Source organism: Proteus sp. G4380, from assembly GCF_963885725.1.
In the GTDB taxonomy this organism is placed as follows: Bacteria; Pseudomonadota; Gammaproteobacteria; order Enterobacterales; family Enterobacteriaceae; genus Proteus; species Proteus mirabilis.
Genome location: NZ_CAWPAV010000180.1, coordinates 39,842 through 61,444, shown reverse-complemented (window position 1 = coordinate 61,444; position 21,603 = coordinate 39,842). Strand labels below are relative to the sequence as shown.

At 39.3% G+C, this 21,603-nt stretch carries 31 protein-coding genes; 13 read left to right on the top strand and 18 right to left on the bottom strand.

Annotation, left to right across the window (positions count from 1 at the left end; all coding sequences use genetic code 11):
• Positions 1–4: 4 nt before the first annotated feature.
• From AACU98_RS16140 to AACU98_RS16070, 15 genes are all read right to left on the bottom strand, one after another.
• Complete coding sequence (locus AACU98_RS16140) at positions 5–217, bottom strand: hypothetical protein (protein ID WP_004243356.1); 213 nt, start codon at positions 215–217, stop codon at positions 5–7.
• A gap of 183 nt (positions 218–400) precedes the next feature.
• Positions 401–1,885, bottom strand: a complete 1,485-nt coding sequence (locus AACU98_RS16135; RefSeq protein ID WP_161735141.1) for a terminase — start codon at positions 1,883–1,885, stop codon at positions 401–403.
• Positions 1,885–2,454 (bottom strand): terminase small subunit, encoded by a 570-nt coding sequence (locus tag AACU98_RS16130; RefSeq protein WP_161735190.1) that lies wholly within the window; start codon positions 2,452–2,454, stop codon positions 1,885–1,887. The genes AACU98_RS16135 and AACU98_RS16130 overlap by 1 nt, the downstream gene beginning before the upstream one ends.
• Positions 2,455–2,492: 38 nt before the next feature.
• Positions 2,493–3,074, bottom strand: coding sequence for a hypothetical protein (locus AACU98_RS16125; RefSeq protein ID WP_161735138.1), 582 nt, complete (start codon positions 3,072–3,074; stop codon positions 2,493–2,495).
• Between the two features lie 18 nt (positions 3,075–3,092).
• Positions 3,093–3,437, bottom strand: a complete 345-nt coding sequence (locus AACU98_RS16120; RefSeq protein ID WP_161735134.1) for a hypothetical protein — start codon at positions 3,435–3,437, stop codon at positions 3,093–3,095.
• Positions 3,434–3,922, bottom strand: coding sequence for a hypothetical protein (locus tag AACU98_RS16115; protein ID WP_202611334.1), 489 nt, complete (start codon positions 3,920–3,922; stop codon positions 3,434–3,436). Before AACU98_RS16115 ends, AACU98_RS16120 begins: the two co-directional genes overlap by 4 nt.
• A complete protein-coding gene (locus AACU98_RS16110; protein ID WP_339382164.1) occupies positions 3,919–4,275 on the bottom strand; it encodes a phage protein NinX family protein in 357 nt (118 codons plus the stop codon). Before AACU98_RS16110 ends, AACU98_RS16115 begins: the two co-directional genes overlap by 4 nt.
• Positions 4,275–4,469, bottom strand: a complete 195-nt coding sequence (locus AACU98_RS16105) for a DUF551 domain-containing protein (protein ID WP_161735128.1) — start codon at positions 4,467–4,469, stop codon at positions 4,275–4,277. The genes AACU98_RS16110 and AACU98_RS16105 overlap by 1 nt, the downstream gene beginning before the upstream one ends.
• Entirely contained in the window at positions 4,456–4,749 is a 294-nt protein-coding gene (locus tag AACU98_RS16100) for a hypothetical protein (protein ID WP_004243365.1), read from the bottom strand. The genes AACU98_RS16105 and AACU98_RS16100 overlap by 14 nt, the downstream gene beginning before the upstream one ends.
• A gap of 125 nt (positions 4,750–4,874) precedes the next feature.
• A complete protein-coding gene (locus AACU98_RS16095) occupies positions 4,875–5,270 on the bottom strand; it encodes a RusA family crossover junction endodeoxyribonuclease (protein ID WP_115065435.1) in 396 nt (131 codons plus the stop codon).
• Entirely contained in the window at positions 5,267–5,680 is a 414-nt protein-coding gene (locus AACU98_RS16090; RefSeq protein ID WP_046334325.1) for a hypothetical protein, read from the bottom strand. The genes AACU98_RS16095 and AACU98_RS16090 overlap by 4 nt, the downstream gene beginning before the upstream one ends.
• 219 nt (positions 5,681–5,899) lie before the next feature.
• On the bottom strand, positions 5,900–6,382 hold the full coding sequence (locus AACU98_RS16085) for a replication protein P (RefSeq protein WP_161735125.1): 483 nt from the start codon (positions 6,380–6,382) through the stop codon (positions 5,900–5,902).
• Positions 6,351–7,286 (bottom strand): DnaT-like ssDNA-binding domain-containing protein, encoded by a 936-nt coding sequence (locus tag AACU98_RS16080; RefSeq protein ID WP_161735122.1) that lies wholly within the window; start codon positions 7,284–7,286, stop codon positions 6,351–6,353. The genes AACU98_RS16085 and AACU98_RS16080 overlap by 32 nt, the downstream gene beginning before the upstream one ends.
• 1 nt (position 7,287) lies before the next feature.
• Positions 7,288–7,509 carry a hypothetical protein gene (locus AACU98_RS16075; protein WP_004250866.1) on the bottom strand — a complete coding sequence of 74 codons (222 nt, stop codon included), beginning with the start codon at positions 7,507–7,509 and terminating at the stop codon, positions 7,288–7,290.
• A gap of 141 nt (positions 7,510–7,650) precedes the next feature.
• Positions 7,651–7,872 (bottom strand): hypothetical protein, encoded by a 222-nt coding sequence (locus tag AACU98_RS16070; RefSeq protein WP_223304309.1) that lies wholly within the window; start codon positions 7,870–7,872, stop codon positions 7,651–7,653.
• A gap of 134 nt (positions 7,873–8,006) precedes the next feature.
• Here AACU98_RS16070 and AACU98_RS16065 point away from each other — a divergent pair, with 134 nt between their 5' ends.
• The 12 genes from AACU98_RS16065 to AACU98_RS16010 all read left to right on the top strand — a co-directional run bounded on the left by AACU98_RS16065 (position 8,007) and on the right by AACU98_RS16010 (position 15,387).
• A complete protein-coding gene (locus AACU98_RS16065) occupies positions 8,007–8,615 on the top strand; it encodes a hypothetical protein (protein WP_004243373.1) in 609 nt (202 codons plus the stop codon).
• 248 nt (positions 8,616–8,863) lie between these two features.
• Complete coding sequence (locus tag AACU98_RS16060; RefSeq protein WP_004243375.1) at positions 8,864–9,025, top strand: hypothetical protein; 162 nt, start codon at positions 8,864–8,866, stop codon at positions 9,023–9,025.
• On the top strand, positions 9,012–10,736 hold the full coding sequence (locus AACU98_RS16055) for a PD-(D/E)XK nuclease-like domain-containing protein (protein ID WP_161735119.1): 1,725 nt from the start codon (positions 9,012–9,014) through the stop codon (positions 10,734–10,736). Before AACU98_RS16060 ends, AACU98_RS16055 begins: the two co-directional genes overlap by 14 nt.
• A 45-nt stretch (positions 10,737–10,781) precedes the next feature.
• Positions 10,782–11,822 (top strand): RecT family recombinase, encoded by a 1,041-nt coding sequence (locus AACU98_RS16050; RefSeq protein ID WP_161735116.1) that lies wholly within the window; start codon positions 10,782–10,784, stop codon positions 11,820–11,822.
• A gap of 44 nt (positions 11,823–11,866) precedes the next feature.
• On the top strand, positions 11,867–12,124 hold the full coding sequence (locus AACU98_RS16045; protein ID WP_049203698.1) for a helix-turn-helix transcriptional regulator: 258 nt from the start codon (positions 11,867–11,869) through the stop codon (positions 12,122–12,124).
• A 55-nt stretch (positions 12,125–12,179) separates the two neighbouring features.
• Positions 12,180–12,674 carry an ASCH domain-containing protein gene (locus tag AACU98_RS16040; protein WP_161735113.1) on the top strand — a complete coding sequence of 165 codons (495 nt, stop codon included), beginning with the start codon at positions 12,180–12,182 and terminating at the stop codon, positions 12,672–12,674.
• On the top strand, positions 12,674–13,207 hold the full coding sequence (locus tag AACU98_RS16035) for a hypothetical protein (RefSeq protein ID WP_161735110.1): 534 nt from the start codon (positions 12,674–12,676) through the stop codon (positions 13,205–13,207). The genes AACU98_RS16040 and AACU98_RS16035 overlap by 1 nt, the downstream gene beginning before the upstream one ends.
• Before the next feature lie 69 nt (positions 13,208–13,276).
• Positions 13,277–13,840: a hypothetical protein gene (locus AACU98_RS16030; protein WP_161735107.1), complete on the top strand. Its 564-nt coding sequence runs from the start codon at positions 13,277–13,279 to the stop codon at positions 13,838–13,840.
• 47 nt (positions 13,841–13,887) lie between these two features.
• Positions 13,888–14,361: a class I SAM-dependent methyltransferase gene (locus tag AACU98_RS16025; protein WP_161735104.1), complete on the top strand. Its 474-nt coding sequence runs from the start codon at positions 13,888–13,890 to the stop codon at positions 14,359–14,361.
• Positions 14,358–14,999, top strand: a complete 642-nt coding sequence (locus tag AACU98_RS16020; protein ID WP_161735101.1) for an MT-A70 family methyltransferase — start codon at positions 14,358–14,360, stop codon at positions 14,997–14,999. The genes AACU98_RS16025 and AACU98_RS16020 overlap by 4 nt, the downstream gene beginning before the upstream one ends.
• Before the next feature lie 2 nt (positions 15,000–15,001).
• On the top strand, positions 15,002–15,199 hold the full coding sequence (locus tag AACU98_RS16015; RefSeq protein ID WP_036936127.1) for a hypothetical protein: 198 nt from the start codon (positions 15,002–15,004) through the stop codon (positions 15,197–15,199).
• Complete coding sequence (locus AACU98_RS16010; protein WP_004250848.1) at positions 15,199–15,387, top strand: hypothetical protein; 189 nt, start codon at positions 15,199–15,201, stop codon at positions 15,385–15,387. Before AACU98_RS16015 ends, AACU98_RS16010 begins: the two co-directional genes overlap by 1 nt.
• A gap of 7 nt (positions 15,388–15,394) precedes the next feature.
• On the opposite strand, the gene AACU98_RS16005 is transcribed toward AACU98_RS16010, so the two are convergent.
• The 3 genes from AACU98_RS16005 to guaB form a co-directional block, all read right to left on the bottom strand.
• Complete coding sequence (locus AACU98_RS16005) at positions 15,395–16,591, bottom strand: tyrosine-type recombinase/integrase (protein WP_135000048.1); 1,197 nt, start codon at positions 16,589–16,591, stop codon at positions 15,395–15,397.
• Positions 16,592–16,810: 219 nt separating this feature from the next.
• Entirely contained in the window at positions 16,811–18,388 is a 1,578-nt protein-coding gene (guaA, locus tag AACU98_RS16000; protein ID WP_004248265.1) for a glutamine-hydrolyzing GMP synthase, read from the bottom strand.
• Between the two features lie 84 nt (positions 18,389–18,472).
• On the bottom strand, positions 18,473–19,939 hold the full coding sequence (gene guaB, locus AACU98_RS15995) for an IMP dehydrogenase (RefSeq protein WP_004243391.1): 1,467 nt from the start codon (positions 19,937–19,939) through the stop codon (positions 18,473–18,475).
• 169 nt (positions 19,940–20,108) lie between these two features.
• Between guaB and xseA the strand changes: the two genes are divergently transcribed.
• Positions 20,109–21,497 carry an exodeoxyribonuclease VII large subunit gene (gene xseA / locus AACU98_RS15990; RefSeq protein WP_161735098.1) on the top strand — a complete coding sequence of 463 codons (1,389 nt, stop codon included), beginning with the start codon at positions 20,109–20,111 and terminating at the stop codon, positions 21,495–21,497.
• Positions 21,498–21,603: the final 106 nt, after the last annotated feature.

Sequence of the window (21,603 nt, the reverse complement as noted above, 5' to 3'; positions counted from 1 at the left end):
CCCCTTATTGACCAAGTAAGGTTTTACCGCTGGTGGATGCTGAACTTGTCGCACCCTGCGCACCTGTTAGTAACGTAGACTTACGACCTGCGGCTGCACGGCGACGACGCATTTCATCATCACGACTACCCGTTACTGCCGCATCTTGTTCTTGAGGTGCTGCCTGAACAGCAGGAGGAGTTGTAATTTTTGGAGTATTGCCAAATGGATTACACATATCGACACACCTTTATAATTAACCAATATTGCATATTAAATTAATAATACATGTTATTTGACAATATTGAAAATTATAACTACCATTTTGGTTATGCAATGCCACTGCATTTTTTCTCGGTATTGTTACACGACAGCGTGCTTTACCTTAGGACTGTTTGCCCTCTACTCCAGAGGGCTTTTTTTATGCGAATGGATCGTAATCTGAATTGCTGACATTAACGCCAGAATGAGGTGAGGAGTAATTTCTATCTATTTTGGTGACTGGATACGCGAACGTCAGTGCTAGTGCATCACCTTTACCCGGTGAACGACCAAGACGCTTTTTAATTTCTGTTTTATCTTCTAGTACAATCTTGCTATCGATAACACGAACTTTGTATTCACCACATGACAAATCATCTGCGGTTTCCTGATCATCAATAGCCCCACCAATTTTTAGCCATGTCTTAACGCTGTTATACATTTCACCGCGTTTGTTCAGCATTTGTGGATCTGTTGATGCACCACCAAACTTAACTAAACGCCACACGCGCCCCCAACTTGTTCCAATAGAGTGAATGCCGGTACCATATCCAAAGTCGATATGAACAGCATCAGCCTTGTATTGATCTTCAAAGTCAGCAATACGCTTTGCCATAACAACATCGTCAGTTGTTTTAAAGCCCGTCCACAAGCACTTACTAAATAAACCTTGGCGTAGATAAATCACCGCATCATCAACACCAGAATAGGCAGGGTCAACACCAATGATTACAGGAGCATGAGCAACTTCAGCTTGTGTGACAATGCGTTTCATGGCTTCATCCGTTAAGCCTGTTGGAATAAACTGCAACTCTGATGCTGACGGGAACACACCACGAACACGGACTTTAAAGAAGTCACTATCTTCGCCGTAGTCCTCTTCCCAGTTTTTAATCTGCTCTTTGTTGCTACCTTCAACGGTACGGCTATCAATCTGCTTAGTATTCCAACGATGTTTAAACTTACGAAAGCACTCACGAAAGCGCCCTGTGTTACGGGTTGGGTTACCAAATGCTATCCAAATGATTTCGGTGCCTTCATCCGTTAACGCCCCTTCTGCAACTTCCCATACCAGATCGGCAATGTTAGACGCCTCATCAAACACCAAGATAATACGCTTGCCTTTGTTGTGAAGCCCTGCGAATGCCTCTGTATTGTTCTCTGACCAAGGTACCGCATCAGCACGCCAAGCATTAGCATGATTAGGATCGTTTGAGTAGATAGCTGTCTTAGTGCAAGTAAACCAATTATTAGTCAGTGATAGCCGTTGCCACTTCGCTATTTCTGGCCACGTTTTAGTCCGTAACTGATTTTCAGTGTTGGCAGTGACAACTACCTTACAATCTTCGCAGGTATCCATACCCCACTTGATGATCATTGAAATAAATGCAGATTTACCGATGCCGTGACCAGAAGCACGAGCAAGTAATAATGGCTGGTGGCGTGTCTTTGGATTGCGTAGATGTTCACCGATTTCATTTAATGCTTCGGCTTGCCACTGACGAGGGCCATTGTATTCTTCAAGCTCTCCACCAGCTTCCCCCCACGGAAATGCGTAATACGCATAACCTAATGGATCATGCGTAAATGATGCGATATCTTCAATGAGTTGTTCTTCTGGTGACTTCTGCAAAGCTTCTGACATTACTCAACGCTCCCTTGCTGAGCACGTTTACGAGCAGATGCCAACTTATCAGCCAATGATACATTTACATCAACCTGTACCCTGTCTCTAAAGGCATTGATATCAACGTGCTTACCAATCAGTTCAAGCACCTTGATTTTATCCAGTAACTTTACTTTTTTAATACGTGTATTACCGTCAATATCGATGATATCGAAAGCAGCAACACTTTTACGCCAGATAGGTGACCATTCAGATATTGGTTTAATATCGCCTTTCTCATTAAGAATATCGGCAATATCCGCATCCAGCATATCGACCAAACGCCTGAGTACATTGTCAGCACTCATCTTGGTGCGCTTATTGCGCTGTTGCATAAGTTGTGCGATACGCTCTTGAATACGGGGATCAGCCATTAGCTGTGATGCGCGCTTGCAAGCACTGCCAGAAGCATATCCAGCAGAGATTGCAGCATCAGTTTGATTATCGGGGGATTTGATATATTCCTGACAGAAACGTTCCATCTTGTCGTTGATAGGCGTTGGCTGTCGTGCAGGTTTCTTTCTTGGTCTTTTGATAGTCATAATCATCACCTCTTTGGTTATTATGACCATCAGAAAGTTAAACTTCAAATCATATACGGATTTGATTGTTTGATATTACAATAGCTCATTACTGAATTACATAATTTTCTATATTCTTCAATTACTAGTTTATTCTTCACAAGAAGATCTTTTACGAGCTCATTTGTAAGATTATTTTTAAAATTACGACCTAAGCAATCCTCAACACCTCCTAAGATAAATTCATTAAAATGATCAATGCATATTCTTAAATCAATTATTTTACTTGTAAGTTCTTGGTCTACTCTTGATACATCAAGTAAATATTTTTCAATTATTTTTGATGAGTGTTTTGATATGAAAAAATATTTCTTATCGATATTATCACTATCCTCATAGTCAATAAAAATACCCTTTAACGATGTTTGAATATTTAGTCTAATAATTTCGTTATTTATTAGTTTTTCATAAAACAATATAAAATCCCTAAAAGGTCTACTATTTGCTTTAACCTCTTCATAAATTAGCGTTTTCAAAGCTCTAAGTTCATTACTTTTATTTTTTCTTCTCCTTCCCCATTCAAAGCATTCTTTAACTAAAAATAACCATATAGCTACAGCTGTTGTGATAGGTATAAATTTATCCATATATATCTCCTTTTTTAATCATTCTACCTTCAACATCATTTCACGCCAGCCTTTTGTTACCCAACACTTAGCATCACCAGATAAACAACATTGCTGGACGGGTAATTGCTCGCCACAACGCTCACACTTACGCTTAGATAGTTCCTCAGCTTGTCGCTTATACTCCGCATCATCTTTACGAATAAGCATCTGCAAGTATTCAACATTATCATACGGTTCACGACCAGGCATACGTAGAACACAATTACGCTGTAACATCTCCAGCTCTTGATTATCCACCAGCAATTCAATCTTTGTTACACCAAGTTCCTTTTGGCGCTTACGTTGTAGTGCCTTACGTTCAGCAGGTGATTTTGCTGTCATGAAATAACTCCTTTCGGAATGTCTTCGTAGATTTCATGAAGATGTCCACGTATTTGCAATCGGCGCAACGCGCTATACATATGGTCACATTCTGCCTGCTTATTGGCTTTAAATGGTTTTTTGTCATACCAATATGTATTGGGAGGCCATCCGTGAACCTTGAAGACTCTCTTTCCTTTGACGTGGAGCAACCCCCAGCCAGCAGGTAAATCTTCCGATGAAATAATATCCGGTGGCGATAAGAAGAAACGCCAGTCGCCCATTCCTTTTTCCGGTTGCTGTCTGAACCACTTCTTTTTGTCCGCAAGAAAATCAGACCGACTGACTTTCGCTTCAATCAGACAACTTATACCACTTCTGAACCCTATCGCGTCAGGTTGCTCCCCTGTTCCGTTTCTTGACTGGAATCTGTCACCAAAGGCTACATTAAATCCGTTATTTTGCAGGAATCGCACCGCCATTTCACACAGATCACTATGTGTCATTTTAATAGCTCCTCAGGCACATCGACTTCACCGCCTAATACCACAGCTACAGTAGCTCGACAAATTGCCTCTTGAGGTGTATCACCATCGTAATAATCATCTTGTAAGTAATTACAGATAGCAGACCATGCAATTTGATAATGATCATAGTCATCACTAACCATCTCGTTAATTAGTTCGATAGCGTACGTATCAATAAACTCACCACACTTTAACCAGTCACTAGATGGGCTATATACACAGTTATTAGCATCAACAATAAACTCTTTGCCAATACGAACATCAACACCAACGGCTTTACCTACCGCCCAATCAAGTGCTAATCCTTTTAGTTTTGAGGTTTTAATTTTCATCATTCCCCCTCTGGCATTGGTGGGAGTGGCAAAGGTTGCCAGTGGGTTGCTGTGACTTCTTGACCAAATCTATTAAACTTATTGCCGAAATATCTAACCGCCTCATAAACAGATGGGTAATCAGTAGCAATAAGAACCCTCTTCCCTACTTCCGGTAATTTATCTGAGCACTTAACCCAATTAGTTCCCTGCATTAGATGTCTCCTCGCCCTTCAGTGGCTCAAATGAAACCAACTCAAATGTAATTTCACGATGGTAATCGTAATAATCAGTAGTTGGTTTTAGTGTATAAACGCCCTCACCTTGAAAGTAATCTTCGCCCGTTAAAACGGTTGATATTTCATCTTGAAAATCTCGAATGTCAGTTGCGTCAAAATCACCATGACAACCCTTTAAATAGACCTCGTTTTCGTCATCAACAGCGTGATGAATTACAACAATAGTTCCAAATGGGATTTCCTTTTGCTTGTTCATCTAAAAATCCTCTTGCGTGACATGTCACAGTTATTTGAGTTATTGAATAAGCCTAATAGCATCAATTTCTTGGCTCATAATTTCTTCCCAAACTCATTCAACGATTAATTAACTCAGTCACGAACTTAACGAATGGTAATAAGTTCATGATTTTCTGTATTTTCAGGTAACGTTACCCCTATCTTCCCTTGTTCACCCCAAAGCTTTGACGCACTGATATTCCACACTCTGCAATCTTCATCAAAGATGGCGTCCATAACGGCTTTAATCAGATTATCGACATCAGGACGTTGCTGGTGGGGTTTACCATTCATCTCAATGCGTTTTTTCTTGCTCCATGATTTAGGCATAGGGATAACAAACGTTAGGTGAGCACCGCTTTCAGGTAACATAAAACGGTTAGCTCTCATCTCGTCACAAAAAGCGTGGTACTTAACGACAACGGGTCTTTTCTTCCATGCGTCACGCTGTGTCATACGTGGCTTTGGTACAGGATTGATATAATAAATTTGCTGTTTCATGCACGTACCGCCACCAGCATTGCGTTCATACGGTTATGAATATCAGCAATCTTTCCATGCTGTAACGGTGGTAAGCTCTTTCTCACGTAGGTTAGTGAGCCTTTCTGACAGATAACATGCTTATCCGTAGGTTTTGCTGGCTTCTTGGTCATTAGAGAGGCTTCTTTTTTGATATCTAATTCACGTAGGCGCTCCATGTAATCAGGCGTTAGTTTGTAGACATACCCAATGCCAACTACCGCTTTGCGTTCTACAACGGAGCTTTCAATCAATTTAATCAGTGCATAATTGGTTGTTGAGCGGTTCTTCTTTCCCTTGAGATCAGAAGCAATTGCCGTTATCTCGTTAACTGACAATGATTTTTTATTGTCACGTAAAATATCAACAACTAAATCCTGCATAAATTTCATATACGATAACCCTTAATAGATTAATCATTATGGTTAATATATCCAATTTGGTTATATTTTCAAGTATAAAAAAACAGAGTTTTTAATTAAACTCATACCTACTTAAAACGCTCTCAAATCGTCTATACGCTGTTTTCACTACTCAGATACAATCCATACCTACAACAAATAAAACTCACCAGTGTTTATTACGCTAAGGATTTAGATATCCAATAAACCTTATGCCGATTTATGTTTACGTTTATCAGCATTTTCTAATAAATCCATCCATGCAGGTCTCGGTCTGGTTTTATCTTCAAGTCTTAACGTGGGTTTAGGTATTACCTCTCCTCGTTGCACTCGCTCAGACCACATACGGATCATTTTATTTAATCGCTTCTCAACCTCCGCTTCTGTCAGCCTAAGGTCATATACCTTTTGCCTAAGGTCAGTGAAGATCCAATACTGCACCGGATGCCTAAATGGGTACATCTCAGCACTATGATAATTGCATCGTCTGGCTAGGTATTTATTGAAATCTCTCAGCATTTCATCAAATGGAATTCCAAAAGCATTCGCATCTACCAACTTGTCAGAAAGCATTGAAATAACATCAGATAACTCTGGTGGCCACGGATTACCATTGCTACAACGCTCAATACAGAATTTAAATATCAAATCGAATTGATCGCTATTCAATCCGCAGAGTGCTCGTTTCCACATCAATGAGGGTTCCGTCCCGTTCTTGTTTGTCCATTTCTCCCCATAGAACTCCGTCATTTGTAGCCAAAGAGTCGAGATACTCTTGCCCATGTTTTTCTCTGATCTTATGTTCCACGAGTTGTACGGCTCTTGATTTGCCACTGTTTGGATCGAATTTAAATTCTGATTTGCCATTATTATTTACTCCAGTATTGCTATTATTCGCTTTAGCACGTTGGAATTTAATACTTTTTGCCAATGCCATTTCCCATTGTTCGTGATGTTTAGCTTTCCCCTCGGCTTTCCAGTACGTAATAAATTCGGCAAGTTCAGTTGGTTTAACTGGCTCTGTTAGTGCATGTCCCCAAAAAGCAGATTTACGTAAAAAATCGCTATCAGGTTCCCATTCATCAAACATCACGAATTTACCGTCAACGCTAAAACCACCAGCAGGAACTCTGTCATTTAAAATGGCATTATCCACATCAGGCAAATTTCCTTCGCGCGCGTTACAGAGAGTTGTTTTAATACTTCCTTTCCCTTCCTTTCCTAAAGGTAGTCCTACCGTATCACTACCGTAGTCATACGGTAGTAGGTTCATCTCTTTGATTTTACTTGGTGTTTTCTTGTTTACGACTTGATGTTTTGTGAAATTATTTATTAATCCAAAGTGCTTCCCATTTTGGGCAGAAAATAAGCTGATATAGCCACAGTTGGAAAGCTCCTGTAGTAGTACCGGAATACTACGGGAGGTTTCACGTATTGGAAAAACAGCCGCTTTTATTAGCTTCGGATTAGCATTGAAATAGCCTTCATCGTCAGCGTAATTTAATAGCCCTATCGCCAATAAACACGCTGACTCAGATATTTCAGCCATATCCTCATCAGTCCAAAATGTTGGCTTAATAGTCCTGATACGGGCCATATCACCCCCTGATATTGTCTTCATAAGCAATATTTCTATTACGAGCCATCTTTAATAATCGGCTGACTTCTTTTCTGTAGTTGGATGAATTAATTGCGGAACATTCAACACAAACACCATTACTGGTAAAACGCTCAGAATCATGACCATGTCTACATAATTTTCCCGTATAGAAACGACTTAGACCATTTTCAATGGCTTGCTTTCTAGTCACAATTTTCATCATCACCTCTTTTTCTATGATTAGTTAGCAATAAGATTATCCATTATTTTAAAATAGATCAACCTAAAAAGATTTATTGGTTATCAATAAAAAATTAAGGACCACCGAAGTGATCCTTATCAATAAATAGCCTTTGAATTATTATCGAATAAAGAAATTGATTAATTGCTCTCTGGTTGCATCTGCACCGAACTCAACACAAATATCATATAACTTATTGAGTTTACTTAGGGAAGGCTTACGTTTTGCATAGCGTAGCTGATGTGATAGATACAGTTGGCTATACCCAGTTCTTTGAGAAAATGCTTCTCTTTGCTTAATCGTTAAGCTATTCCAAAATTTTTTAAAGTCGAAAACTTCCATAATTTCACCAATTTGATTAACCAATAAATAATAGTAACCGTTTAGGTACTTTACCAAAAGGGTTATTTGTTTGTTTAATACACCATAACTTAATCAAATTTGTATAAAGAATAGACACCAAAGGACTTGGAGAAATGAAAAGCATTGCTGAAATTAGAAAAGATAACCTGATTTATATTATTGAACGCTACTATAACGGCAAACAAAAATTACTGGCTGATGCGTTAGGCGTAGCACCAAGTATGATCTCTCGTTACCTATCACCAAAAGATTTAAAAAGTCATCGTGAACTCACCGATCCAATGTCACGTAAAATTGAATATGTGACTAGAATTAGTAAATATTGGATGGATGTAGACCATTTAAAAGAAGGTCATGCAGAGTCAGAAAAAGAAGAATATATTCCGACCGAGATCGGAAAAATACTCTCAGATAACATCACAACATTTATGTTAAACGATGGAATAAAATCAAGAGTTAAGCTTTCTGTCGATTCAGGGCTTGCACAATCAACAGTTAACCGCATTATCAATTGTGAAGCCAGCGCCACCGCTGAAAGCATTGATGCTATTGCAAAAGCAATGGGTCGCCAAGCCTATGAACTACTGATCCCTAAAAATGATAAAGGCACTATTAACTATGATAGAAGAGCCTATTCAAAACTTCCCGCCAGCGAACAAGCTGCTATTGAAAACTTCATTGAATTTATCATTAATAAAAACCAGCCTATCTCCCACGACTAACCCTTTCCATTAAAAAGAAGTCATATACTGGCTTCTTTTTACTCTTAATAAATCATTAAATTTCATAGTGATAAAAATAAACATAACCATATTGGTGATTTATTTGTTTTTTACGGTTGACAATGGTTAATTTATGGTTATGATTAAAAGTATAAATTAACCAATACGGTTAATTTGCTCTTTAACAATATGGATAAAAGAGACTGATTTTTTAATGCGCTCAGACATAACCAATTTGGTGATTAGTCATGATCTTTTATATCAAAGACGGTAAGCATGTATTTACCTTATCTGGCTTAAATGAGTCACAGTCATTTGACAATTTTAAAGCCGGTATTGAGTGGGCTTATGTAAGAAAGCTCGCATTACAAACAGAACAATTAGTAGGTAAACAAAATGTCAGACACTAAGCGCTTAAATGTGTTGATTGCAAAAGCTCTTTTACTTAACCAAGATATTACTGATAGCGAACAAGTAGATGCGCTAACAGCTCATATCAATGGTGATATTGAAAAAGAAGAGTTTAAGCAATATGACCACTTTATTAATATCACGCTACTTGCACTTTCATTGGTTCCTAATATCAGCAGTGAACTCAGTGAAGAGCAAATCGTTAACGCTATTATGTCATTTATTGATAATCCTGATATGCGTAGCGTTCGTCATAGAGTTAATCACTTTAACTCATTAATAAATCCAAAAACCACCTCAAATGAGGTAGAAAAAAAGGAAGTACCTCAGGAAGAGGTGATTTTTAACGCCAGTAAAGATAACCAAAACGGTCAACATAAGGAGGCGGAAGATATTCCAAAGGAAGAAAATGACCAACCTGCTTATTTTGAACCTGGTCGGTATCCCGATATTCCTAACGAGGTGTATCACAGTTCAAACGGCATCAGTAGTTCGATGCTAAAAGATGCTCGTATTAGTTTGATGTATTACGAGTTACGCCATATAACAAAAGTCATTGAGCGTGAAAATAAGCGTTGTTTCGATTTAGGTAGTGCGTTTCACACGTTAACAATGGAACCTGAAAAGTTTGATGCTGAATTCAGTGTTAAGCCAATTATTCCAGAAGGTGCCTTTACAACAACGGAAACAATGAAGTCATGGATTGACGAATACAACAATAAGTTGCCTAAGAAGCTCTCACAAGATGAGTTAAAAGCAATTATTGAAGAACATAACGCCACTCTGACACCGCAACTTTCCACCAGCGGAAAAGCCGAAGAGCTAGGTCAGATATACATGCAGTTGCCTGATGAATTTAAAGCCATTCCAGAGGATGGAAAATTCACAGGTGCCGCAATGAAAGCCTGTATCAAAGCCTATAACGATACTTTGCCAACACCATTGAAAACCTCAGGTAATACAGACGCATTACTTGATCAGATATACTTCCACATCAACCCTGAATTATATTTGGCAGAAACACATAAGCCTGAGCCACTTAGAAAACCCGTCAAAAAAGATGACCTCATGCAGGTTATTAAAGAAGTGAACCCTGATGCTGTATTTGAAGATGAAATCATTAGCCAGTGGCTTAGTGACGATTCAAAAATTCACGTTCAAACCGTTGACTATGAAATGGCAAATAACATGCGTAACGCTGTTATGAACCACAAAGAAGCATCCAGTTTATTAAATCACCCTAACCGTGTATCAGAAGTGAGTTACTACGGCATTGATGAAGATACCGGCCTTGAAATTCGAGTTCGTCCTGATATCGAAATTCAAACAGAAAATAACAGATTAGGTTTTGACCTCAAATCAGTAGCACTTGGTCGATTTAAACAAGATGCTATTGAAACCATGATCCGCAGAGAAATCATTAATCGCGATTATCACATCAGTGCAGCTATGTATTGTGATGTGGCAATGCTGGATCAGTTCTTCTGGATATTCGTTAACAAAGACGAGCATTACCACTGGGTCGCTATCGTTGAAGCCTCTCCTGAATTACTTGAACTGGGTCGCGCTGAGTACAAAAAGACACTGCGTGATATCCGTGAAGCTATGGATACAGGATATTGGCCAGCGCCTATCACCACAACTCTCACTATCGGTATCACTGACTTTGAGCAGAGAAAGTTAGAAGAACTGCAAAACGAAGTCGCTTAATAAAACTGCGCTTGAACAATCAGGCGCACGCTTGGAGTAAATATTATGTCAGAAGTAGCAACTCTCGAAAGAAACCAATCAGTAATGAATAACACATCATTACTTTTTAATCCTGAATCATTAGACCGTATTGTCAAATTTGCTGAGCTAATGGCATCAGGTACAGCAACGGTGCCAAGACATCTGCAAGGTAAACCATCTGATTGTCTTGCTATCACAATGCAGTCTGCACGCTGGGGAATGGATCCTTTCGTTGTCGGTCAAAAAACACATGTCATCAATGGTGTGCTTGGTTATGAAGCCCAATTAGTAAATGCAGTTATTACCAGTTCAAATGCTGTTGTAGGTCGATTTCATTACAAATACGGTGGCGACTGGGAAAAGATTGTAGGCATGAAAGATAAACGTGATGAATCGGGTTTATTTATTGAAGTCGGTGCAATTTTAAGAGGTGAAGAAGAAGTTACATGGGGTGAGCCTGTTTACCTTGCTGATGTACAGACTAGAAACTCACCTCTTTGGAAAACAATGCCTAAGCAACAAATCGCGTATCTCGCTGTAAAATATTGGGCCCGTCTTTATTGCCCTGAAGTTATTCTTGGTGTGTATACGCCAGAAGAACTTGAAGATCGACCGATTAAAGACATCACCCCACTGAAAGAACGTGTAAGCATTGATGAAATCACCACTCAACAACAGACAACCAATGAAGAACCGATAAAAGAGACTCAAGGCGAGTTTATACCTAAGTTCGATGCACAAGCCTTTAGATTAGCTATTGATGATGTTCAAACTGTCGAAGAAGCTAAAAATATTCGTGCAGAAATTGAGAACTTAAAAAATGAAATGGGGATCAACCTATTTACTGAATTAAAAAATAAAGCAGTACAGGCATACCACCGCATTGATGCACGTAATGCCCTAGAAGCTTCTATCAACTCACTTCCTGAATCTGGCTCACCAGAAGCCACAGAAGCATTTGAAAAAGTAGACAAACTACTTAGATCAAGCAAAAGAAAACTCGGTGATGAGTTATACGAATCTTTCTCTATCACGCTTGATGATATTCGCCCTGAATACCAGTGATCCTATTTAAAGCGGAGCGATACAGCTCCGCAAGGAGTTTAAATATGAATATTAAATTACCTACCAACCCTATTCGTATGCCTGCAGTTTTAAAGCTAACAGGACTTTCTCGATCAACTATTCGCACTTTAGAGAAAAAAGGTGATTTTCCAAAGCGTATGTATTTGTCGGTGCGTTGCGTGGCATGGGAGGCTCATGAAGTATATGAATGGATAGATAAGAAAGCTAAATCAAGAGAGACACCCAAGTGTTACACCGAACGTAAGCGTAATGAAGCTGGGCAGTTTGTGAGTAACGTCTAACCCCTACCCGTTAACCAAAGAACTCAGTATAAGGATGCAATGCGGAAGAATGAATATGAAAGACAGAATCAAGTTTAACGATGTAATGCTAAAGGCGGTCATAGATGGCAGAAAAACGCAGACACGCAGGCCGATTAAACCACAACCAAAAGTAACCGAAGATGGGTTACGCTATCTTAGTGCATGGCAAGATGGTTACACACTATCAGAGCAAGTATGCGCAGCATGGCGGCATGGATTTGTTGATGTTGATTGCCCGTATGGTGAGATTGGCGACATTATCAACATTGCAAACAAGGACGGTAATATCAAAGGAAAAATTGAAATTACTGATATTTGGTTGCAACAGGTTCAGGAAATATCACAGCAAGACGCAATGAAAGAAGGTGCGCCACCAAATCACGCCTCCATTGACGCTGTATCGCGTGAGTATGGTTTCCCTGATTTTTCGCGTTCATGGTTCGATCAAATATGGATAGATATATACGGAAAAGACAGCTGGGTAAGCAACGAATGGGTATGGGTTATTGAGTTTAAAAAGGTGGAGTGATGAAAATTGAACAATCTCAAGTTACTAAGTTAGTAATAACAGATGTTGAGCGACACGACCCTATCCATGTTTACCTTGAGGATTATGGAGATAATCAAAACGGTCGTGTCACAATTAGCGAATGGGGCAATTCATGGTCTTGCTTTTGGGGCTCGATGGGTAGCTCACTAATTGAGTTTATTCATAGGATTAACAATCACTACTGGATAGGCAAGTTAGATTCTAATTTAATCTCTGAGATAGACGCTGATAACGATGCAAATGCTGAATACGCTAAAAAGCAAGTTATCGAACTGCGCAAAGATGATGAAATAGATAAACACGAAGCAAGGGAGTATTGGGATTTAATCGAAGCATCAGATAATGTTAAAGATGATTGCTGTAATAGTTTTATAGGTGGCAAGTTGCTTGGATTATTTGGTGATGACCCATGGGATGAAAACTGGCCCACTATTCCTAACCCTCAATATCTAAGAATGGAATCACGATTAAACGCTGTTCGTGAGGCATTAAAACAAATAAAGGTGAGTTAAGGAGGCGTTTTGACAGTGGATTAGTCACATGGATGTGAGTATGATCCCCGCTTTAAATAAGGAGGGCTTATGAACGAAAGAGATTGGGTTGATTTGGTTGTTGCTGGATCAAGTGTTTTATCATCATTGGGGATTTTGGCAACTATCGGTGTTTATTTTTGGCAAAAAAAAGATAATAAAAGTAAACAAAGAGAGATAGATAGAAAGTTACTTTATTTTGTTAATATAAAGGCTAAAGAATTCCTAAAAAAAATTAATAATGTTTTACATCTCATTAATAATGAAGGGGAATTTCAGCAAATAGAAATGCAGAAAAACGACTTGCGCTATGTTAAGGTCTTACAGCACGATAACCCTTTGTTTTATAAAATAAACCTTAGATTAAATAGCAATGAATTTTTAGATAGGAATAATATACATGCGAGTTTGGGTTTATTTAATTTCATCCTAGATATTGATTCGTTAAATGAAGAATTTTTTAATAAAACTTCACAATATATTATATATGCACATATGTATCTCCCAGATGTTCCTAATGAGTTTTATCACTGCATAGATAAAAATGAATTAATTAACTTCTTACATAACACCAAAGATAAAATAAAAGAAAATTTAAATAGATTGAGCGACTAACCACCCTGCATTGCAGGGTTTTTTATACCTAAAATTCAGAGGATACAATGAAGCCAATACTTGATATGTGTTGTGGCTCTCGTATGTTTTATTTTGATAAACAAGACGACCGAGTTTTATTTAATGATATTAGAGCAGAAGAACATATTTTATGTGATGGAAGAATTTTAAATATAACACCTGATGTTATTTCTGATTTTAAAAACCTTCCCTTACCAGATAATACTTTTTATCAGGTGCTATTTGACCCTCCTCATTTAATTAGAGTTGGCAAAAATAGTTGGATGTTTAAAAAATACGGCGCATTAAATAAAGACTCATGGAGAGAAGATTTATCAAAAGGATTTAGTGAAGCATTTAGAGTGCTTAGGCCTGGAGGAACATTGCTGTTCAAATGGAATGAAACCCAAATACCTGTTAAACAAATTTTAGCACTAACAGACCAAAAACCAACAGCAGTACAGCGTGTAGGTAAAAATGATAAGACGCACTGGATCTCTTTTCTTAAGGAGGTTAAATGAAAAAATACGACCTTATCTATTGTGATCCTCCGTGGGATTACAAAAATAAAGTTTCAAACGGTGCTGCTAAAAATCATTATCCAACAACCTCCCTCTTCAATTTAACTCATATCCCTATTCATTCTATCGCATCTGATAACGCAGTTCTTGCCATGTGGTATACAGGTAATTTTGTACTCGAGGCTATTAAATTAGCAGAAGCTTGGGGCTTTAAAGTGCGCACAATGAAAGCTTTTACATGGGTTAAGTTTAACCCTTTAGCATGGCAACGAATTGATAAGGCTATTCAAAACAGTGAGTTATTTGATTATCACGACCTGTTTGAACTATTAGATGCTGAAACAAAAATGAATGGGGGGAACTACACCAGAGCCAATAGTGAAGATGTTTTAATCGCTACTCGAGGCAATGGGTTACAGCGCATTAGTGCTAGCGTTAAGCAAATCGTATTTAGTTGTTTAGGTGAGCATAGCGAAAAGCCGTGGGAAGTAAAAAACCGTCTTGAACAATTGTACGGTGATGTAAGTCGCATTGAGCTATTCGCTCGTGACATGTCACAAGGTTGGGATACATGGGGCGATCAATGTCCTAACAACAGTATCGAACTTATCAATTCTCATTTTATTTGTAAGGAATAAATATGCCTGATATCGCAGATGATGCTAATGACTTAACGGCTCTACAAATCAATACCGCATTAGCAAACAGAGAGCCACCAGCAAAAAGCTTAACTGGGTTTTGTATCTGGTGTCGTGAAGAGCCAGTAACAGAGAACAGCGCTTACTGTTCTAAAGAGTGTGGTGATGATCACGCTCAGTACAAAAGGAAAAACGGATAATGATTATTGTACTCACGTTATTAGCCGTGTACTTATGGCTTGCTGGGTATCTGTTTTCAGAATCTAAGCACGAAAGCGACAATATAAAAGATATTGTGGCCAGACTGTTTTACTCAACAATCTGGCCTGTTGTTGGTGTGCTTTACCTATCGTCACTACTTGCTTATAAAACACTTGGCGAAGAATGACAAAGCGTTAATCTTTCTCTTTTATCCATTCATCCACCATATCAGCCCACTCTTGTAACATCTTCCTGCGCTGTTCAGCATATTCAGCCTTGTTGTAAACGGCTCTAACGCCATTTTGAACGTGTGCTAAACACTTCTCTATCCAATCTGAGTTATAACCTGCTTCGTGCAATAGCGTGCTTGCTGTGCGTCGTAAATCGTGAACAGTAACTGGTTCGAACTCAATACCTTTTTCATTGATACGTTTTACGGTGCCATCAATCACGTTATTCAATGCAGCATTAGAAAGTGGCTTTTTAATATCATATCGACCAGGCATTAAGTAATCACTTCCCATCGCACAAACTTTCATACCAGTTAGGATATCCATTGCTTGATCAGAGAGATAAATAACATGCTCTTTTCTCCCCTTCATTCGCCCTTTAGGGATCACCCATTGTCTATTTTTAAAGTCTATTTCATCCCATGTAGCATGAATAAACTCAGACTTTCTAACTAATGTTAACAAGACAAATTTAACGGCCAATTTTAAGGTTGGATAACAACTATAGTTTTCTAGTTCACGAAATAAGATACCGATTTCTTTCGGCGACATTGCCCTTTCGCGCGCTTGAAAAGTCCCTATGGAAGAGGCTTTTATTGCATCTGCTGGGTTACTAACTTCATAACCTCTATCTATGGCGTAAGTAAAAACAGAGCCAACAATCTCACGCACTTGTAATGCGGTCGCTTTTGCTCCCCTATCTTTTATCTTTTCACACAATGCCCTAAGCCTTGGTGTGGTGATCTCTTCTAGCTGAAGCTTGCCGAATACGGGATAGATTTCTTTTTCAATAATTGCTTCTTTCATGGCCCTTGTAGAGTCAGCATATTGAGCATCATTAAGATATCTGACGGTATACTCACGAAACACCGTCTTATTCTTTTTCGACTCCACACCGTCACGTTTTCTCGAAGCCGGTGATATACCTGCATTTAAGAGTTTTTTGGCTTCAATTAGCATTTCTCTCGCTTTAGCTAACGAAACACCGTCAGGACCATAACTACCAAAGTATATCGTCTCTCTTCTCCCATTAAATCGATAGTCATATCGAAACGATAAAGTCCCGCCAGTATTGACTGCCACGTATAAACCATCTCGATCTGCGACTTTATAAAGCTTCTCTTTTGGCTTTAAGCTTTTTAATTTTGTATCGGTTAGCATGCTTTCACCTTTCGGCAAAACACCGTCAAAAAATAGATTTTATTGCGACGGTGTTTGGCTGAAATTATTTTTATTTATAAATGACACCGTCACATATACCGTCATTTTTTTCGGTTCTTGTCAACCATTACTAACCATAGAAAACAAAAAAGCCACCAGTAACTTACTGATGGCTCTTGTTTTTTTAACCTTTATCAACTATTGCTGATAAACGTTATTTTATTCCCACTCAATCGTTGCTGGTGGTTTTCCGCTGATATCATAAACCACGCGAGAAATACCATTTACTTCATTGATAATGCGGTTAGAAACACGGCCTAAGAAATCGTAAGGTAGGTGTGCCCAATGTGCAGTCATAAAGTCTACGGTTTCTACAGCACGTAATGAAACTACCCAATCGTATTTACGGCCATCACCCATAACACCCACTGAACGGACAGGTAGGAATACTGTAAATGCTTGGCTGACTTTATTGTATAAATCGGCTTTATGTAGCTCTTCAATAAAGATAGCATCAGCACGACGTAGTAAATCACAATACTCTTTCTTGATTTCACCCAATACGCGCACCCCTAAACCTGGTCCTGGGAATGGATGACGGTATAGCATGTCGTAAGGTAAACCTAACTCAAGTCCGATTTTACGCACTTCATCTTTAAATAGTTCTTTTAATGGCTCCACTAAACCTAACTTCATATCTTCAGGTAAGCCACCTACGTTATGGTGTGATTTGATCACATGCGCTTTACCTGTTGCAGATGCGGCTGATTCAATCACATCAGGATAGATTGTGCCTTGTGCTAGCCATTTGACTTGCGGTAATTTAACCGCTTCTTCATCAAAGATTTCAATGAAGGTATGACCGATAATTTTGCGTTTTTTCTCCGGATCGTTTTCACCTTTTAGCGCAGTTAAGAAACGATCTTCAGCTTCAACATGGATAATATTGAGGTCAAATTTGCCTTTAAACATCGCCATAACTTGTTCGGCTTCGTTAAGGCGTAATAAGCCATTATCAACAAATACACAGGTTAAGCGTTTACCAATGGCACGATTTAATAATAATGCGGTAACAGAAGAGTCTACACCACCCGATAGCGCGAGAATAACGTGATCGTCGCCAATTTGTTGTTTTAAACGAGCAACAGTATCTTCAATAATCGCCGCGGATGTCCATAATGCGTCACAACCACAGATATCTAACACAAAGCGTTTTAAAATGGCTAAACCTTGATGGGTATGAGTAACTTCTGGGTGGAACTGTACACCATAGAAACGTTTCTCTTCATTTGCCATAATCGCAAATGGGCAAGTTTCAGTGCTAGCAATAGTGACAAAATCAGCAGGAATAGCCGTAACTTTATCACCGTGGCTCATCCATACATCTAATAAAGGTTTGCCATCTTCACTTACGGAGTCTTGAATATCACGGAACAGTTCGCAGGTTTCGCGGATCTCAACTTGTGAATAACCAAATTCACGCTCACCTGAGACTTCAACATCACCGCCTAATTGCATAGACATAGTTTGCATGCCATAGCAGATGCCTAATACCGGCACACCCGCATTAAAGACGTATTCCGGAGCGCGTGGGCTATTGTCTTCTGTAGTACTTTCAGGGCCACCAGACAGAATAATACCATTGGGGTTAAATTGACGAATTTGTTCTTCGGTAACATCCCATGCCCAGAGTTCACAATAAACGCCGATTTCGCGAATACGGCGAGCAATAAGCTGTGTATATTGCGAACCGAAATCAAGGATAAGAATGCGATGATTATGGATATTTGCTGTCATTTGTGGTGAATTCCAAAACAAATAAAAAGTCATTAAATTGAAAGGCTTGTTAACATTTTCTGTTTTCAAGCCTTTCTCGAATAATTACATACCTAAACGATAGTTAGGCGATTCTTTCGTGATAGTCACATCATGAACATGGCTTTCCTGAATACCCGCACCACTGATGCGAACAAATTCAGCTTTGGTATTTAATTCTTTGATGGTTGCACAGCCTGTTAAGCCCATACATGAACGTAAGCCACCCATTTGTTGGTGAACGATATTTTTCAGTAAGCCTTTATATGCCACACGACCTTCAATACCTTCTGGTACTAATTTGTCTGCTGCATTATCAGTTTGGAAATAACGATCTGATGAACCTTTAGACATTGCGCCTAAAGAGCCCATACCACGGTAAGATTTATAAGAGCGACCTTGGAATAGCTCGATTTCACCCGGAGATTCTTCTGTGCCTGCAAACATAGAGCCAACCATTACACATGCTGCTCCAGCGGCTAATGCTTTAGCAATATCACCAGAGAAACGAATACCACCATCAGCAATCACCGGAATATTGCGATCTTTCAGTGCTTCAACAGCATCAGCAATCGCAGTGATTTGTGGAACCCCAACACCTGTTACGATACGAGTGGTACAAATAGAGCCAGGGCCAATACCCACTTTAACAGCACTCACACCTGCATCCGCCAGCGCTAAAGCCCCTTCTGCGGTTGCCACATTCCCCCCAATAATAGGTAAGTTTGGATATAAAGCGCGAGTTTCACGAATACGCTGTAATACCCCTTCGGAATGACCATGTGAGGAGTCGATAAGAAGAACATCAACACCAGCTGCCACTAATGCGGCGATACGCTCTTCGTTACCTGCACCAGCGCCAACCGCAGCACCTACACGTAAACGACCATGCTCATCTTTACATGCATTAGGCTTGCGTTCTGCTTTTTTGAAATCTTTAACGGTGATCATGCCTTTTAAGTGGAAATGATCATCGACTACTAAGGCTTTTTCTACGCGCTTCTCATGCATTTTTTGCATAACAACATCACGCGCTTCACCTTCTTTAACGGTAACTAAACGCTCTTTTGGCGTCATTACCGCAGTGACAGGTTGATCTAAATCAGTGACAAAGCGAACATCGCGACCAGTAATAATACCCACTAATTCATTGTCTTTAGTCACTACCGGATAGCCAGCAAAACCATTACGTTCTGTCATTGCTTGGACTTCGCGTAAAGAAGTTTCTGGTGTTACCGTGATAGGATCCGTCACAACACCGCTTTCATGTTTTTTAACACGACGAACTTCTTCAGCTTGGCGTTCGATAGGCATGTTTTTGTGGATAAAACCAATTCCACCTTCTTGAGCTAATGCAATAGCTAAAGATGCTTCAGTCACAGTATCCATTGCAGCAGAAAGCATAGGCACATTTAAGCGAATTGTTTCAGTCAGTTGAGTAGATAAATCAGCAGTATTAGGAAGGACAGTCGAGTGTGCAGGAACTAACAAAACATCATCAAATGTAAGTGCTTCTTTTTTAATTCGTAACATAGCAATATCTCACCAAGGCGGCTTTTAAGAAATGGAAAATATTGCCGCGGCATTATACACACCGTAATCGGTTGCTTCTAGCTTTTTTTGAAAATTTTTATTGATCCTCTGGCTAACTTAGGTAGTATCAGTCAATTAAGTCTTTGTTTTAAAATTTGATCTGGCTCACATGACTCTACCGATAAACAATAATATTTTTACTGTTAGCCGTCTAAATAAGACCGTTCGCCAGTTATTAGAAATGGAAATGGGTCGCATTTGGATCAGTGCTGAAATTTCCAATTTTACTCAACCTGCTTCTGGTCATTGGTATTTCACGTTAAAAGATACCCATGCTCAAATTAGAGCGGCGATGTTTCGCGGTCAAAACACAAAAGTCACTTTTCGCCCTCAACATGGTCAGCAAGTATTAGTAAGTGCGACTATCACACTGTACGAACCCCGTGGTGATTACCAACTGATTGTCGAAAGCATGCAACCAGCGGGTGATGGATTATTACAGCAACAATTTGAGCTTTTAAAACAAAAACTAAGTGCTGAAGGTTTATTTGATGCTCTTCATAAAAAACCACTACCAACACCTGCTAAACAAATTGGGGTGATCACCTCTTCAACTGGCGCAGCCTTACACGATATTTTAAATATTCTACGTCGTCGTGATCCCTCATTACCTATTATTATTTATCCCACAGCCGTTCAAGGTGCGGAAGCACCAATGCAGATAGTCCATGCCATTGAATTGGCTAACCGTCGTAAAGAATGTGATGTGCTAATTGTCGGCCGAGGTGGCGGCTCATTGGAAGATCTCTGGGCATTTAACGATGAACGCGTAGCCCGTGCTATTTTTGCTAGTGATATTCCTATTGTCAGTGCCGTGGGTCATGAAACCGATGTGACTATTGCTGATTTTATTGCCGATCTTAGAGCACCAACCCCTTCTGCCGCTGCTGAGTTAATTAGTCGCAACAAACTCGAGCTATTACGCCAATTGCAGTCACAGCAACAACGTCTTGAAATGGCAATGGATTATTATCTAGCAAAAAAATTACGCGCACTAACACAACTTCATCATCGCTTACAACAACAGCATCCGCACTTACGGCTTGCTCGCCAACAAAATGTATTGGCTGCAACTAAACAGCGTTTAGTGACCAGTTTTCAGCGCCTCCTACAAACAAAACAGAATCAACATACTCAGCTACAAAAACGCCTTAATTACCAAGAGCCAAGCCCTCAAATACAAGCACTACTGCGCCAACAACAACAGCTAATTTATCGTATGAGAGAAAGTATTTCACAACAGCTTGCTCGTCAACGTGAACAATTTGCAATTAGCTGTTCACGTTTAGAAAGTGTGAGTCCTCTCGCAACCCTTTCTCGTGGTTACAGTATTAGTGAAGTTGCTTCAGGTGACGTACTGAAAAATACGAAACAAGTTAAAAAAGGTGATACGCTAAAAACGCGTGTTGAAGATGGCTGGATCACCAGTGAAGTGATAAATACACAAAAAATATCTGTTAAACGTAAACCATCCCCCAAGAGTAAGTCATCCATTTAAACCATACATGGCAACCATAACAACGGCATCTTAATGATGCCGTTTGTGTTACTTGGTAACGATGGATAGCAGAAAACGCTTTCGCCCTGCTTTCAGGGTATATTAT

Coding starts and splice junctions, on each gene's coding strand:
- AACU98_RS16020 (WP_161735101.1), top strand. CDS start 14,358: ATGAAAAAATACGACCTTATCTATTGTGATCCTCCGTGGGATTACAAA.
- AACU98_RS16025 (WP_161735104.1), top strand. CDS start 13,888: ATGAAGCCAATACTTGATATGTGTTGTGGCTCTCGTATGTTTTATTTT.
- AACU98_RS16030 (WP_161735107.1), top strand. CDS start 13,277: ATGAACGAAAGAGATTGGGTTGATTTGGTTGTTGCTGGATCAAGTGTT.
- AACU98_RS16040 (WP_161735113.1), top strand. CDS start 12,180: ATGAAAGACAGAATCAAGTTTAACGATGTAATGCTAAAGGCGGTCATA.
- AACU98_RS16035 (WP_161735110.1), top strand. CDS start 12,674: ATGAAAATTGAACAATCTCAAGTTACTAAGTTAGTAATAACAGATGTT.
- AACU98_RS16115 (WP_202611334.1), bottom strand. CDS start 3,922: ATGACACATAGTGATCTGTGTGAAATGGCGGTGCGATTCCTGCAAAAT.
- AACU98_RS16055 (WP_161735119.1), top strand. CDS start 9,012: ATGTCAGACACTAAGCGCTTAAATGTGTTGATTGCAAAAGCTCTTTTA.
- guaA (WP_004248265.1), bottom strand. CDS start 18,388: ATGACAGCAAATATCCATAATCATCGCATTCTTATCCTTGATTTCGGT.
- AACU98_RS16100 (WP_004243365.1), bottom strand. CDS start 4,749: ATGAACAAGCAAAAGGAAATCCCATTTGGAACTATTGTTGTAATTCAT.
- AACU98_RS16015 (WP_036936127.1), top strand. CDS start 15,002: ATGCCTGATATCGCAGATGATGCTAATGACTTAACGGCTCTACAAATC.
- AACU98_RS16050 (WP_161735116.1), top strand. CDS start 10,782: ATGTCAGAAGTAGCAACTCTCGAAAGAAACCAATCAGTAATGAATAAC.
- AACU98_RS16140 (WP_004243356.1), bottom strand. CDS start 217: ATGTGTAATCCATTTGGCAATACTCCAAAAATTACAACTCCTCCTGCT.
- AACU98_RS16120 (WP_161735134.1), bottom strand. CDS start 3,437: ATGACAGCAAAATCACCTGCTGAACGTAAGGCACTACAACGTAAGCGC.
- AACU98_RS16070 (WP_223304309.1), bottom strand. CDS start 7,872: ATGGAAGTTTTCGACTTTAAAAAATTTTGGAATAGCTTAACGATTAAG.
- AACU98_RS16060 (WP_004243375.1), top strand. CDS start 8,864: ATGATCTTTTATATCAAAGACGGTAAGCATGTATTTACCTTATCTGGC.
- AACU98_RS16090 (WP_046334325.1), bottom strand. CDS start 5,680: ATGAAATTTATGCAGGATTTAGTTGTTGATATTTTACGTGACAATAAA.
- AACU98_RS16005 (WP_135000048.1), bottom strand. CDS start 16,591: ATGCTAACCGATACAAAATTAAAAAGCTTAAAGCCAAAAGAGAAGCTT.
- AACU98_RS16045 (WP_049203698.1), top strand. CDS start 11,867: ATGAATATTAAATTACCTACCAACCCTATTCGTATGCCTGCAGTTTTA.
- AACU98_RS16075 (WP_004250866.1), bottom strand. CDS start 7,509: ATGAAAATTGTGACTAGAAAGCAAGCCATTGAAAATGGTCTAAGTCGT.
- AACU98_RS16095 (WP_115065435.1), bottom strand. CDS start 5,270: ATGAAACAGCAAATTTATTATATCAATCCTGTACCAAAGCCACGTATG.
- AACU98_RS16085 (WP_161735125.1), bottom strand. CDS start 6,382: ATGTGGAAACGAGCACTCTGCGGATTGAATAGCGATCAATTCGATTTG.
- AACU98_RS16135 (WP_161735141.1), bottom strand. CDS start 1,885: ATGTCAGAAGCTTTGCAGAAGTCACCAGAAGAACAACTCATTGAAGAT.
- AACU98_RS16130 (WP_161735190.1), bottom strand. CDS start 2,454: ATGATTATGACTATCAAAAGACCAAGAAAGAAACCTGCACGACAGCCA.
- xseA (WP_161735098.1), top strand. CDS start 20,109: ATGACTCTACCGATAAACAATAATATTTTTACTGTTAGCCGTCTAAAT.
- guaB (WP_004243391.1), bottom strand. CDS start 19,939: ATGTTACGAATTAAAAAAGAAGCACTTACATTTGATGATGTTTTGTTA.
- AACU98_RS16065 (WP_004243373.1), top strand. CDS start 8,007: ATGAAAAGCATTGCTGAAATTAGAAAAGATAACCTGATTTATATTATT.
- AACU98_RS16125 (WP_161735138.1), bottom strand. CDS start 3,074: ATGGATAAATTTATACCTATCACAACAGCTGTAGCTATATGGTTATTT.
- AACU98_RS16110 (WP_339382164.1), bottom strand. CDS start 4,275: ATGAAAATTAAAACCTCAAAACTAAAAGGATTAGCACTTGATTGGGCG.
- AACU98_RS16080 (WP_161735122.1), bottom strand. CDS start 7,286: ATGGCCCGTATCAGGACTATTAAGCCAACATTTTGGACTGATGAGGAT.
- AACU98_RS16010 (WP_004250848.1), top strand. CDS start 15,199: ATGATTATTGTACTCACGTTATTAGCCGTGTACTTATGGCTTGCTGGG.
- AACU98_RS16105 (WP_161735128.1), bottom strand. CDS start 4,469: ATGCAGGGAACTAATTGGGTTAAGTGCTCAGATAAATTACCGGAAGTA.